Below are 12,527 nucleotides of genomic sequence, written 5' to 3'. Positions count from 1 at the left end.
GCGCGGCCTCAATAGCAGTGTTCGGCAGTGGGAAAGCGGCCCGTTTCCACATCGTGGCGGAACCGCTGCAGCGCGGCGACCGCCTCCGCGCCGAGCTCCGCGTAGCGGCGGACGAATTTCGGGGCGCGGCCGGCGGTCATGCCCAGCAGATCGTGCAGCACGAGGATCTGGCCGTCGCAGTGAGGGCCGGCACCGATGCCGATCGTCGGCACTTTCACACTCGCGGTGATGCGCCGCGCAACCGCGGCGGGCATCCCTTCCAGCACGATCGCGAACACGCCCGCGGCTTCCAGCGCGCGCGCGTCGGCCAGCAACCGCGCCGCGTCCGATGCGGTCCGCCCTTGCACCGCGTAGCCGCCCATCGCCCGCACGCTCTGCGGCAGCAGCCCGATGTGGCCGAGCACCGGCACGCCGTTGTCCACCAGCCGCCGCACCGTCGCCGCGCGCACGCGGCCGCCCTCCATCTTCACTCCCGCGACGCCGGCCTCCTGCAGAAAGCGGCCCGCGTTATGCAGAGCCTCTTCGTCGGACACCTGGTAGGAGAGGAAGGGCATGTCCGCGATCACCAGCGCGCGGTTCGTGCCGCGCACCACCGCGGCGGCATGGTGCAGCATCGCGGACATGGTTGCCGGCAGCGTGGTCGGGTGGCCGAGCACCGTCATCGCCAGCGAGTCGCCGACCAGCACCAGTGGCAGCCCGGCCTCGTCCGCCCAGCGGGCGGTCACCGCGTCGGTCGCGGTGACGCAGGCGAACCGGCGGCCTTTCAGCGCGCGCACGCGCGCGACGGTCCACACGTCGGAGCCGCTGCTCATGGCCTCAGTGTAGCATGCGGTCGCCGTCCCTGCGCGCCGCCGCTCAGTGGCCGGGCGCCGGCGCGCTCGCGTTGGCGGCGCCTCCGGCCCACTCGATCGCCGCGATCAGTGATGCCGTCTGGCTGCTCGGCAGAACACGAAAAAGCGCTACGCGCCCGCCGCCCGATCTGATGCTCACTGCGCCGGTGGGGCTTGCGGGCGGTGCGCGGACGAACCCGAGCTCCCTGCCGGCGTCTGCGCCGGCGCCGAGCCCCACGTAGCCACCGCCGCTCCGAACGAAGTGGCGAATCCTCTCGGCGACGCGCGCATCGAACTCGGTACGCAGCGCGCCGGCCCGCGTCGTGGGTTCATCCGGCACGACCAGCACATCGAACGCTGCCAGCGCGCTGTCCGCGATCTCGGCCGCGCCAACCGGCATCACGACCCGGCCGGGGGCTTCCAGCTCAGCGAGCAAACCGCGCACCGCCGCCGGCTCGGCGCCCGCATCCGCGTACACCGCGACCCGCAGTTCGCACCCCTGGGGCGGACGAGGGCCGCGTGGCGCCAGCGGCACTTCGGGGCGGACCTCTTCACCGATCATCTCCAGCCGGCGGAGCAGCTCGTGGACCATCAGCCGGTGCTGACGAACACGCAGCGCCAGTGGATACGCCATTGTTGTCTCGAGCGTGATCGCTCGGGCGCCGAGTCGTTCCCATGCCGCGCGCATCAGCCCGCCGGTGACACCGCCGGTCGCCAGAATCGTAAACTGCAGTGAGGGATCGGTGACGGTTGTGTTCACACGGCGCCACAGCTGCGTTGCGATCGCGCGAACGTTTGCGTCGGGGGGCACGATCAACGAACTGCCGACAGTTCCGCGGTTGGTCGCGTGCACACCGCTGCCCTCGTGCAGGTCCAGCACCCAGTCCGGCGGTTCGGCGGAGAGCCACCGCCAGATCGCGGCGGCGAGCTCGCCACGCGGTTCCGGCAGCCGGCCGGTGGGGAAGTTGCGGTTCAGATTCGCGGTCGCGGAGGGCTGATCCGGCGCGGTGCGTCGTCCGGCCGCGATCGCGCGGACGTTGGCGCGTGGCAGCACGCGCAGCCGGCCGCGACACAACGGCCATCGGCGGATCTGATCGGCCGCGATGGCGCCGGCGATCTCGTCGCCGTGTGTGCCGCCGACGAGCACGACGATAGGTCCCGGGGCGTTGCCGTGGGTCTCGTACCATGGGGTCGCCGTATCGGTTGCGTCGAGCAGCACGCCAGCGGGTCCATCGTCGGCAACGGCGGAAAACAGCCGCAGGAGGAGGGCGAGCAGCACGACGGCGCGCGCGTGTTTCTGTCGGTCCAACGGTTGGAAGCGGTACGTCGGACATTTTCCAATGTTTGGACGGGCGTGGCGCAACGGCGCCATGCGAATCAGGGTCGGCGGCGGCGGGGCGCTGGCTCCGACCGCGGCGGGGCGGGCACGGGAACCCATGTGCCCAGCGTCTGCAGTTCGCGGTCGGTCAGCAGCAGCGGCAGACGGGCGCGGGCGGCCGCCTCGACCACCGCGCGGCGCAGATCGTCGCGTTCCGGGTACTCGATGGTGAAGGTCCAGCCGCCCTCCGCGCGCCAGGGCTGCAACAGCTTCAGCCGCCAGGCGATCTCGCGCGGGTCCTGCCGTCGGTGGCCGTCGCTCCACAGGTCTTCCAGCGCCACCGCATCGATCGCGGCACGGTAGTCGGCGGAAGCGAGCAGCGCCTCGCCGTTTTGCGGCACGATCAGCGCACCCGGCCGCAGTTCCCGCGCGTGAGCGGCGATGCGCCGAACCCATTCGATCATGTCAGCGCGATAGGAGCGGCCGGTCTCCGGATTGCGGCGATGGTCGATCCACTGCCGTCGTGCGGCGTCGTACTCGAACGTTTCGAACGCATCCACAATGTCGAGATAGAGACCGTCAAACCCGCTGGCGAGACAGCGGGCGAGTTCGGCGAGCACAATTGCCTGCCAGTCCGGCGACCAGTACCGCACGCGGTAGTTGCCTTCCCAGTCGGGATTCTCGGGAAGGAGCCAGCGCGGCGCACCGGGGTCGGGGCGGCCGTCGCGGTTCGCGTCCCAGGCGGGCACCCAGTAATCGCGATAGTCCTCGGCTTCGCCGATTGAGAGGTACGCGAGGAGACGGCGGCCGGGATGGGCGGCGCGGAGCGCCTCCAGCTCGGTGCGGCTCCATCGTCCGGCGGGACCGGCGCCGGTTTCCCAAGCGGGTTCCAACACGAGCCATTCCCGGCGGGATGCCGCCAGTCGCTGGAGCACTTCCTGGCGGCCGTGGCCGAGGGTCTCGTACTGCAGCACGTAGCCGACCGAGGCGGGTGGGGGGACGGTGCCGGGGGCGCCGGCGCAGTGCAGCGCGCCAAGCGCAGACATCACCAGCACGCTCTTCGCCAGGCGGCGGCCGTTGCGCAAGGGGCGAGCGCTCAGCGCCACAGCACCAGGTCCTCCAGCGGGCGTCGTCGCTCTGCGGGCGGGCGCGGCGGTGCGTCCGGGGCGGGCCGGCCGACCGTGATGACCGCGACCGGCCGTACGGTCGGTGGCCAGCCGAGAAGCCGTCGCAGCGTGCGGGGACGAATCCAGCCGATCCAACAGGTCCCCAGCCCCTGTTCGGTGGCGGCCAGCACGAAGTGTTCGCCGGCGATCCCGATGTCCACCCAGGGGTAGTCGACGCCGGCGACCCCCGCGCCGATGCGATGGGTGACGAGGTCGCGCACCATGCCCAGCACCAGCAACACCGGCGCCTCCGCGGCCCACGCCATGCCCAGGCCGGGCAGGAAGCCTTCGTGCACGATGCGCGCTCGCAACGGGGGATCGCGGACGACCGCAAACCGCCACGGCTGCCGGTTGCAGGCGGAGGGGGCCAGTCGCGCGCATTCGAGACAGAGCCGGATGGTTGCCTCCGGTACTGGCTCCGGCGCGTACGCGCGGCAACTGCTGCGACGGCGAGCCAGCTCGAGCAGGGCCGATGGGGCCGGTTCGCGGTCTGTTGCCACCGCCGCCATGGCGCAAGCGCCCCGCCCGCCGCCTGTTTACCGGGGCCCGGGGCGCGGAGTCGCGTCGGCGGGAAGGTCGCCGAGCGCGAACTGGATGCCGTCAAGGAAGTGCGTGAGCACCGTCGTGTTCCAGAAAATCTCCTCGCGATGGCCGAGCGAGCAGTAAAACACGCGGCCTTCACCGAACCGGCGCACCCATGACACAGCGAAGTCGCGGTCGGTGCGCTTAATGCCCTTCTTCGTCATGTCGATCCGGTCAGGGTCGAGGCTGATCAGCACTCGCAGCCGGCTGCGCGAATAGGGATCGCGGAACTGGTAGATTTCGTCGGTGACTTCGAACCGGTCGCGCCCGCCGAACGCGCGCAGCAGCGGGTGATCCGGCTCTTCGATGCGCAGCACGACCTTTTCGTGCCAGGGATGGCCATCGAAGTAGCCGCCCATCATCTCGCCGAACTCGGGCCACTTGTAGAAGGTGTCCGTCGCTGCGTGAATGCCGACGACGCCGCCACCGGCGCGCACCCAGCTCATGAACGCGGACTTGAGTGCCGGGTCATCGAACAGCTCGCCGGTGGTGTTGTTGAACGCGACCGCGTCGAAGCGCTGGAGCGAGGCGGCAGCGAACACCGCAGGGTCGGTGCTCTCCTCGGCGGTGTACGCGCCGGTTTTACGGCCCATCTCCAACAGCGTGAACGCGCCACACTCGACCGCCGAGTGCCGGAAACCCTTGGTCAGCGAAAACACGAGCAGGCGGCGGGGCTTTCGGGGTGCCACCTGCGGGCGGTCGGGAATCGCCGCGCGGATTTTTTCCATCTGCTCCTCGGTCGGCGGTTTGCCGGGCGCACCGATCACGCCGGCCAGCACCATCAGTAGCGAGCTCATCGTGTGGATCCGGATGTGGTTGTTCATGGTGTCTCCCTGGGTTGTGAGTCTCCCTTCCAAATTATCACGAGTTGAGGCCCTTTGCTGGCTGCACCTGGAAGCCGAGCGCGGCAAGCCGCCGGGCCGGCGGATCGTCGAGCTGGCCGGGCCATAGCAGCGTGGCGGCGGCGAACTCGCGGCGTACGGGGTAGCGCCGCCGCAGCCGCTCGAAGCGGTCCGCGAGCGTCTCGCCCGGTGGCGCGCCGTCGCCGCGCAGTGCGCGGTCATCACGCTCGATATCGTACACGGCGCGAACTGCGGCGCGCAGCGAAGCGTCGGCATCGGGCATGACCTCGATGCGTGGGGGAGGGACGCCCGGCGAAACCTCCGCCGGCCGCCACAGCGGGCGGACCTCAAAGAAGCGACAGCACGCCTGGTAGACCTGAACGGTGCCAGCGAGCTTGCCGTCCCACGAGTAGCCGGCGATGTGGGGGGTGCCGAGCAGCGCGCGCTCCAAAAGACGCGGCGAAATCGCCGGCTCGTGCTGCCAGACGTCCAGCACCGCGTCGCTGACCTGGCCGCTGTCGAGCGCCAGAGTCAGCGCGTCCTCGTCCACGACCTCCCCGCGGGAGGCGTTCACGAACAGCGCGCCCGGCTTCAGCTGCTCGAAGAAACGGCAGTCCGCCATGCCGCGCGTGGCGAACGGGCCCTGGTCGGTCAGCGGAACGTGTAACGTGACGATGTCGGCGCTGGGCAACACTTCATCGAGCGGCCGGAAGCAGGGGTCGCCCTCCGCGAGCGCGCGCGGTGGGTCGTTCAGCAATGGCCGCAGACCGAGGATTTCTGCGCGGCGAGCCACCCGGCTGCCGACTTGGCCGACACCGATCACCGCGATCGAACGGCCCTGCAGCGTCCGCTCGCGGCGCTGGGACCAGACGAGCAATGCGGCGACGAGCCACTCCGCAACGCTGGTCGCGTTGCAGCCGGGGGCGGCGGTCCACGCGATGCCGAGCGCCTCGCACGCGGCGATGTCAATGTGGTCGAATCCGGCGGTCGCGGTGCCGACGAACTTTACAGGCGTGCCGTCGAGCAGCTCGCGCGTGACGCGAGTCTTCGATCGGATCACGAGAGCGTCCGCATCCAGCAGGTGCTCGCGCCGGATGGCGCGGTCGGGCAGCACGGTGGTTTCCCCGAGCGTGGTGAACGCTTCCGCGCCGGCCAGCACGCTCTCCGCGCAGACGATCTTCACGTTGCGATGATGCGCGTTTAGGTGGCTGCTCGCAACCCGCAGGGCGGGCGGGACGGGTTCGAGAGGCTTGACGAGCCTTCGGCCCGCTGCGATGAAGGATGCCCGCACGGAGGTGTGCGATGAAGGCGAGACTGGGATTCGTGCTGGGCGTGGCCCTTGTGCTCGAGGTTGGCGGGCGGCCGCTGCCGTTGCCGGAGGGTGTGGGCGACCGTTCGGGCTTCTGGCGTACATCCGCGGCCGGCGGGGAGGCGAAATTCGACGTGGTGCGGGAGCCCGCGGGCGAGCGCCGGCTGATGGTCAGAGTCGAGACGGGGTGCACGCATGCGGTCTGGCGCCTGGCGGTGGGTGTGCGGCCGCATGCGCGCTACCGGATGGGCGGTCGGCTGCGCGCGGAGGGGGTGGAGGGAGGCGAGGCGCTGATGCGACTCCGCAACCGGCCGGAGCGGTCCGAACCGGCCGGCGGCCCGGGAGAGTGGCGCGAGGTGGGGCTAGAGTTCGACAGCGGCGCGGCGGACTCGGTGGAGCTCGAGGTCGGGGTGGTCGGCAGGCCGCTCGCCAGGGGGGTGGTGGCGGTCGAACGTCTGGCGATCGAACCGGTCGCGATGCCGCCGCTGCCGGCGGGGGCGATTACGGTGGAGGTCGCGGCGGCGGGGGCACCCCTGGACGAGCGGGTGTACAGCCAGTTCATCGAACACATGGGCCGGTGCATCTACGGGGGCATCTGGGCCGAAATGCTGGAGGACCGGAAGTTCTTTTATCCGATCCGCGCGGAGTATGCGCCGTACGGACCGGGAGTGCGCCCGAGCCCTGAGGCGCCGTTCCCGATTTTGCGGGCCTCGCCCTGGCAGATTGTGGCCGAGGGCGGCGCCTCCACCGCGGTGGTGATGGTGACGAATCGTCCGTTTGCGGCGCCGCACGCGCCGAGGCTGAGTGTGGGCGCGGCGATACAGCAGCGGTACCTGGAAATCGAGGTGGGGCGACGGTACGAGGGCTGCGTGTGGGCGCGGGCGGAGGGTCGCGGCGCACGGCTGGGGGTCGCGTTGGAGGGCGCAGTGCCCGAGCGCCACGGCACGTTTGCGATTGGCGCTGGCGATTACGAAAAGATTTCTTTCGCGTTCGTCGCGACGACGACGCTGCACGACGCAGCGTTCCAGCTTCGGGCGGACGGTGCGCCGGTGGTGATCGGGGCGGTTTCGCTGATGCCGGCCGATCACGTCGCGGGGATGCGGCGGGATACGCTGGCGCTGCTGCGGCGTCTCCGCGCGCCGATCTACCGATGGCCGGGCGGGAACTTTGTTTCGGGCTACGACTGGCGCGACGGGATCGGCGAGCGCGATCGGCGTCCACCGCGGGCGAACCCCGCCTGGACGGGTGTGGAGCCGAACGACTTTGGTCTGCACGAGTTCATTCGGTTCTGCCGCGAGGTGGGTGCGGAACCGCTGATCACGGTGAACACTGGCTTTGGCGATGCGCATTCCGCGGCGGCGCTGCTCGAGTACGCGAACGGGAGCGCGCGCGGTACGTATTGGGGGCGGCGTCGCGCGGAGAACGGCGCGCGCGAGCCGTTCGGTGTCCGCTACTGGTGCATCGGGAACGAAATGTGGGGCAGTTGGCAGCTCGGACACATGAAACCGGAGCACTACATGCTCAAACACAACTGGGTGGTGGACACGATGCGGGCGGTGCAACCGGACTTCATCGCGATCGCGTCCGGCCAGATCGGCCGCTGGGACGAACTGATGCTGCGGCAGTGCGCGGACCGCATCGACTGGATTGCGGAGCACTTCTACTGCAGGGAACAGGCGGGCGAGATGAGCCATGTCCGCCAGATTCCCGATGCGATCCGCCGAATTGCCGAGGCGCACCGGCGTTACCGAACGGAGATAGCCGAGCTGGCCGGGCGGGACATCCGCGTGGCGGTGACGGAGTGGAACTACTGGTACGGGCCGCACGTCTTTGGAGAGCTCGGCACGCGGTACTTTCTACGCGATGCGCTCGGCATTGCGGCGGGAATCCACGAGTACGCACGGCAAAGCGAGCTGATCACCGCGGCGTTCTATGCGCAAACCGTGAACGTGATCGGCGCGGTGAAGACCGACCGTTCCCGCGCGGCGATGGAGACGACGGGCTGGGTGCTGGCGATGTACCGCGAGCATTTCCTCGGCGCACCCCTGCGCACGAGCTGCGGACCGTGGATCGATGCGCAGGCGCTCAGGTCGCCCGATGGTCGGACCGTGCGGTTGGGAGTGGTCAACCCATGGAGCGAGCCGCTGCGGGTACCCCTTGAATGGCGGGGCGGCGCGGTGGCGGGCGGTGGCCGCGGATGGCGGGTCGCCGGCAACGATCCCGCCGCACACAACGATCCGCGCCGGCCCGACGTCGTGGTGATCAGTGACGTGACCGCGGTCGGGCCGGACGTTCTCGAACTGCCGCCGCATTCGGCGACGATTGTCGAGTTCCCTCTGGCGCCGGTACGTTGAGTGGCGTTGGGCGGTTCGGCGGCCGCAGGAATATCTGCCCCGCGGGCGGGTCCGGCGGTGGGGGGCCGTGAGAGGGGGCCGCCTTCGGCCGGCGTGACCCTCCATGGAGTGAGTTCACCCTCGCGCAGATGAGGGCGGCGGGAACGCGCCGCGCGTCGCGCTCGGGAGGGCCGGGAAAAGTTCGCGCACATTGGGGTTCGCGCGTATAGTGGCGCGAGAGGCGTGCCGCTTGCCGAATCGGCGCAGCCTCGGAAGGGCTAAAGGAGGTTGTGATCATGAGCCGAGTCCGTCCTCTCGCTGGAGTCTGGGGGATTTTGGCGTTCGCGACGGTCGCGATCGCCGCGCAGACGCTGGCCCCATTTGACCTGGATCAGTGGGACGCATTTCTTGCGGAGCCGTCCGCTCGAAAGGGCGACGTGTGGAGCGTGCGCGACGGTGTGCTGGTGTGCCGGGGCGAGCCGATGGGATATCTGTTCACGAAGGCGGTCTATACGAACCTCCGTCTGCGTCTGGAGTGGCGCTGGGCGCCGGGCAGTGCGCCGGGCAACAGCGGTGTGCTGTTGCGAATCAATGGCGAGCCGCGGCCGCTGCCGCGCTCGATCGAGGTGCAGCTCAAGAGTGGCGATGCCGGCGCGCTGTACGGTTTTCACGGGATGGCGCTTCGCGGTCCGGAGGACCGAACCTTTCGCCGCGAGGGGCACCCGATGGGCGGCACCCTCACGGGCGTGAGAAAGGCGGAGGCGGCGGAAAAGGAGCCGGGCGAATGGAACTCGATGGAGGTTGAGCTGCGGGGCGGGATCCTTCGTGTGATGGTGAACGGCCGGCAGGTGAATGCGGCAGAGGACTGTGAAGTCGTACCGGGGCCGGTGGGCCTGCAGTCGGAGGGTGGTGAGATCCATTTCCGCAATGTGGTGATTGAAGCGCTGCCATGAATTGCACGAGAACGCCGATGAGAGATCGGCCTGAGGTGACGGCACGGAGGTAGCGCGGAGGGTGTCGATATGAGCCGGTGGCTGCGACGATGGGCGCCCCTTGCTGTGGGCGCGGTGGCGCTGGCGGCGATGGTGGCGGCGGCATGGTCGGCGTTTGGCGCGGAGGCCCGCGCACGGGTGGGGCGGCGGCGGACCGTGGTGGGGGGCGGCAGCGGTGGTGCAGAGGAGGCGCCCACCACCTCGCCGCTTCCGGCGGCCGGCCTGACCGTGCTGCGGGTTGAGTTCGGCAGCCGCGGCGCGGCCGGCCGAAAGGAACCGACGGTGTGGGACGGCTCGCTTGAAGTCTCCCCGGGGCGAGTGGTCGCGATTCGCAGCTGGTGGCGGGATCCGCGCGATCTGGTCACCGGGGCGACCTGGAAGGTGACCACGCGGCGGTCCATTCCGTGGAATCGGGAACAGCGACAGCGCGGCCATGAGACGATGCCGCTGCAGGACTCGGCGCTGCTGATCGAGCTGGCCGATACCACCGCGGAGACCGAGCTGCGGTTCCGCACCGCGCAGGGGGACTTTCAGGTGCGGCTCAACGAGCTGGACGGTGGCCGCGCGGTCTGGCGGATGGATGGGCTGGTGGCCGTGTCTCGAGCGGCCGCGGCCACAACGATTCTCTCCGCACCGACCGAGGACGACTGGCCGGCCGTCGCGGTGGGGCCGGACGGTGGGCTGTATGTCGCGTATGTAGCGTTCCGGCACGGGGAGAAGTTCCGGGTGCGCAATGAACCAACCGAGATGCCGGATTCATTTGCGGATCTCGCGGAGCCGACCGGCGGCGACCAGGTTCTGCTGATGCGCTGGAAGAACGGCCGCTGGGATGGCCCCTGGGAGGTTACGCCGGCCGGTGGCGACGTGTTCCGGCCGGCTGCCGCGGTGGATGGACAGGGATCGGTGTGGGTGTTTTGGACCGCAAAACAGGATGGCCGTTGGGATCTCTTCGCGAGACGGCGCGCGGCGGACGAGTGGTCGCCGGCGCAGGCGCTGACGAAGTCGGCCGGCCCTGATCTCTTGCCCGCGGCAGCGAGGGATCGGGAGGGGCGGGTGTGGGTGACGTGGATGGCGTTCCGCGAGGATGGCCATGCGGACATACTGGCCGCGCGGCAGGAGGGGGAGCGGATCGGGTCGCCCCAGGTGGTGAGCGACCGGCCGGGGAACCAGTGGGGGCCGGCAATCGCGGCATCGGAGGACGGTCAGGTCGCGATCGCGTGGGATTCATACGAACATGGCAACTACGACGTGTTTTTGCGGCGATGGGCGGCCGGCCGTTGGGAGGAGATCGTGCCGGTGGCCGCGTCGGCGGCGGGCGAGATGCGGCCCAGCATGGTCTTTGACCGTGATGGGCGACTGTGGGTGGCGTATGAGAAAAGCCCGGAGCTCTGGGGCAAGGACTTTGGTGCGGCGGTGCGGGACAAGGGCGTTGGCTTGCTGATGGAGCGGTCCGTCGAGGTGCGCGTGTGGGATCGTGGAAGCTGGGCGGAGCCGGTGCAGCCGGCGGCGGAGGCGTTTGCGCCGCCCGCGCTAGCCTCGCGCCGGCCGGCGGCGGGCAGCCGAGGAGCCCGACGCCGGGGCACGCTTGCGCTGCCGGTGCTGGCGTATGATCCGGCGGGGCGGGTGTGGCTGGCGGTGCGGACCGCCCGCGCGGGCGGCCGGGTAGGGGTCGGTACGGTATGGCTGACGCATCTGGCCTGGTACGAGGGGGATCGCTGGTCGGACGAAATCATCTGCGACCGCAGCGATCACCTGCTGGACAGCCGGCCCGCGTTTGCGGCGCTTTCGGATGGTGCGCTCGCGATGGTGTGCGCATCCGACGGCCGCATCGAGACCGCGGCGCGTCTGCCCGACTGGTTTGTGCGGGAACTGCGCCGGGAAGGGCAAATGGTGGCAGAGCCGGTGCTAAAGGCTCGTTGGCCGGATCCGGTCAACAGCGAGCTGGTGGCCGCCCGGCTCTCGTCGCCCTTCCGGCCCGCGGCACCGCCGCAACTGCGACCGTTGGCGACGGCGCCGGCGGTGGCGGGCAAGGACGAGCGGGCGCGGAAAGAAGAGCGCGATGTGGCCGCGTTGCGCGCGGCGCGGGTGACGGTGGGTGGGCGGACGTACCGGCTGGCGCGCGGCGAGTTCCACCGGCACACCGAAATCTCCAGCGATGGCGGCGGCGACGGTATGCTGATGGACATGTGGCGCTACGGTCTCGATGCGGCTGCGCTGGAGTGGATCGGCAACGGTGACCACGACAACGGCGGTGGCCGGGAATATCCGTGGTGGATCATCCAGAAAACGACGGATCTATTCCGAGTGCCCGGCGCATTTGCGCCGGTCTACTCGTATGAGCGGTCCGTGAGCTATCCCGATGGGCACCGCAACGTGGTGTTCGCGCAGCGGGGTGTGCGCACGCTGCACCGGCTGCGCGGAGGGCTCGGCAAAGCGATGGACGATCTGCCGGAGGATGCGGACCGGCCAAGCTCGCCGGACACACAGATGCTCTACCGCTATCTGGCGGAACACGACGGGATTTGCGCCAGTCACACCAGCGGGACCGACATGGGCACCGATTGGCGCGACAACAACCCGAAGGTGGAACCGGTGGTGGAAATCTACCAGGGTTGCCGTCAGAACTACGAGATGCCCGGCGCGCCGAGGGCGAACACCGCGGAGCACTCCATCGGTGGCTGGCGGCCGCTTGGGTTTGTGTCGCGCGCGCTGAAGAAGGGATATCGGCTCGGTTTCCAGGCCTCGAGCGACCATACCTCCACGCACATCAGCTACTGCAACGTTTGGGTGGAAGACCTCACGCCCGAGGGAATCGTCGCCGGGATGAAGGCGCGGCGCGTGTACGGCGCCACCGACAACATCCTTGCGGACGTCCGCTGCGGAGAACATTTCATGGGAGAGGAGTTCTCCATTCGCGGCCGGCCAACGTTGCAGGTGAGGCTGCGGGGTACCGCGCCGTTCGCGCGCGTCCACATCATCCGCGATGGCGCCTACGTGCACACCGAGGAACCGAATTCGGCAGACGTCTACTTCCAGTGGACCGACATGTCGGCGGAGCCGGGGCCGGCGCGTTACTACTATGTGCGGGGAGAGCAGGCGGACGGCGAGCTCGTGTGGGTTTCGCCGATGTGGATCACGGTCACCCCCTAGTGTGC

The 12,527-nt window shown here is 69.7% G+C and carries 9 protein-coding genes; 3 read left to right on the top strand and 6 right to left on the bottom strand.

Annotated features, from left to right (window positions below; genetic code table 11):
* Positions 1 to 8 precede the first annotated feature (8 nt).
* Genes panB through N2652_05250 form a run of 6 tightly spaced genes read right to left on the bottom strand, consistent with a single transcriptional unit; the run spans position 9 to position 5,921 of the window.
* Positions 9 to 812, bottom strand: coding sequence for a 3-methyl-2-oxobutanoate hydroxymethyltransferase (panB, locus tag N2652_05275; protein ID MCX7818606.1), 804 nt, complete (start codon positions 810 to 812; stop codon positions 9 to 11).
* 43 nt (positions 813 to 855) lie between these two features.
* On the bottom strand, positions 856 to 2,268 hold the full coding sequence (locus N2652_05270; GenBank protein MCX7818605.1) for a succinylglutamate desuccinylase/aspartoacylase family protein: 1,413 nt from the start codon (positions 2,266 to 2,268) through the stop codon (positions 856 to 858).
* Positions 2,208 to 3,254, bottom strand: coding sequence for an endo alpha-1,4 polygalactosaminidase (locus N2652_05265; GenBank protein MCX7818604.1), 1,047 nt, complete (start codon positions 3,252 to 3,254; stop codon positions 2,208 to 2,210). Before N2652_05265 ends, N2652_05270 begins: the two co-directional genes overlap by 61 nt.
* On the bottom strand, positions 3,245 to 3,823 hold the full coding sequence (locus N2652_05260) for a nitroreductase family protein (protein ID MCX7818603.1): 579 nt from the start codon (positions 3,821 to 3,823) through the stop codon (positions 3,245 to 3,247). Before N2652_05260 ends, N2652_05265 begins: the two co-directional genes overlap by 10 nt.
* Before the next feature lie 27 nt (positions 3,824 to 3,850).
* On the bottom strand, positions 3,851 to 4,720 hold the full coding sequence (locus tag N2652_05255) for a ThuA domain-containing protein (protein MCX7818602.1): 870 nt from the start codon (positions 4,718 to 4,720) through the stop codon (positions 3,851 to 3,853).
* A 37-nt stretch (positions 4,721 to 4,757) separates the two neighbouring features.
* Entirely contained in the window at positions 4,758 to 5,921 is a 1,164-nt protein-coding gene (locus N2652_05250) for a 4-phosphoerythronate dehydrogenase (GenBank protein MCX7818601.1), read from the bottom strand.
* Between the two features lie 119 nt (positions 5,922 to 6,040).
* Between N2652_05250 and N2652_05245 the strand changes: the two genes are divergently transcribed.
* The 3 genes from N2652_05245 (at position 6,041) to N2652_05235 (ending at position 12,522) form a co-directional block, all read left to right on the top strand.
* Positions 6,041 to 8,401: an alpha-N-arabinofuranosidase gene (locus tag N2652_05245; GenBank protein ID MCX7818600.1), complete on the top strand. Its 2,361-nt coding sequence runs from the start codon at positions 6,041 to 6,043 to the stop codon at positions 8,399 to 8,401.
* A gap of 275 nt (positions 8,402 to 8,676) precedes the next feature.
* Positions 8,677 to 9,333, top strand: coding sequence for a DUF1080 domain-containing protein (locus N2652_05240; protein MCX7818599.1), 657 nt, complete (start codon positions 8,677 to 8,679; stop codon positions 9,331 to 9,333).
* Positions 9,334 to 9,402: 69 nt separating this feature from the next.
* A complete protein-coding gene (locus N2652_05235) occupies positions 9,403 to 12,522 on the top strand; it encodes a hypothetical protein (protein ID MCX7818598.1) in 3,120 nt (1,039 codons plus the stop codon).
* The last annotated feature ends 5 nt before the right edge of the window (positions 12,523 to 12,527 follow it).

Source organism: Kiritimatiellia bacterium, assembly GCA_026417735.1.
GTDB lineage: Bacteria > Verrucomicrobiota > Kiritimatiellia > PWTM01 > PWTM01 > CAACVY01.
The sequence above is the reverse complement of the archived record's forward strand: the minus strand, read 5'-3'. Positions and strand labels throughout refer to the sequence as shown.

What these genes read in the sequence shown, in the direction of transcription:
- panB (MCX7818606.1), bottom strand. Translation starts at nt 812, where the DNA reads ATGAGCAGCGGCTCCGACGTGTGGACCGTCGCGCGCGTGCGCGCGCTG.
- N2652_05270 (MCX7818605.1), bottom strand. Translation starts at nt 2,268, where the DNA reads ATGGGTTCCCGTGCCCGCCCCGCCGCGGTCGGAGCCAGCGCCCCGCCG.
- N2652_05260 (MCX7818603.1), bottom strand. Translation starts at nt 3,823, where the DNA reads ATGGCGGCGGTGGCAACAGACCGCGAACCGGCCCCATCGGCCCTGCTC.
- N2652_05255 (MCX7818602.1), bottom strand. Translation starts at nt 4,720, where the DNA reads ATGAACAACCACATCCGGATCCACACGATGAGCTCGCTACTGATGGTG.
- N2652_05245 (MCX7818600.1), top strand. Translation starts at nt 6,041, where the DNA reads ATGAAGGCGAGACTGGGATTCGTGCTGGGCGTGGCCCTTGTGCTCGAG.
- N2652_05240 (MCX7818599.1), top strand. Translation starts at nt 8,677, where the DNA reads ATGAGCCGAGTCCGTCCTCTCGCTGGAGTCTGGGGGATTTTGGCGTTC.
- N2652_05235 (MCX7818598.1), top strand. Translation starts at nt 9,403, where the DNA reads ATGAGCCGGTGGCTGCGACGATGGGCGCCCCTTGCTGTGGGCGCGGTG.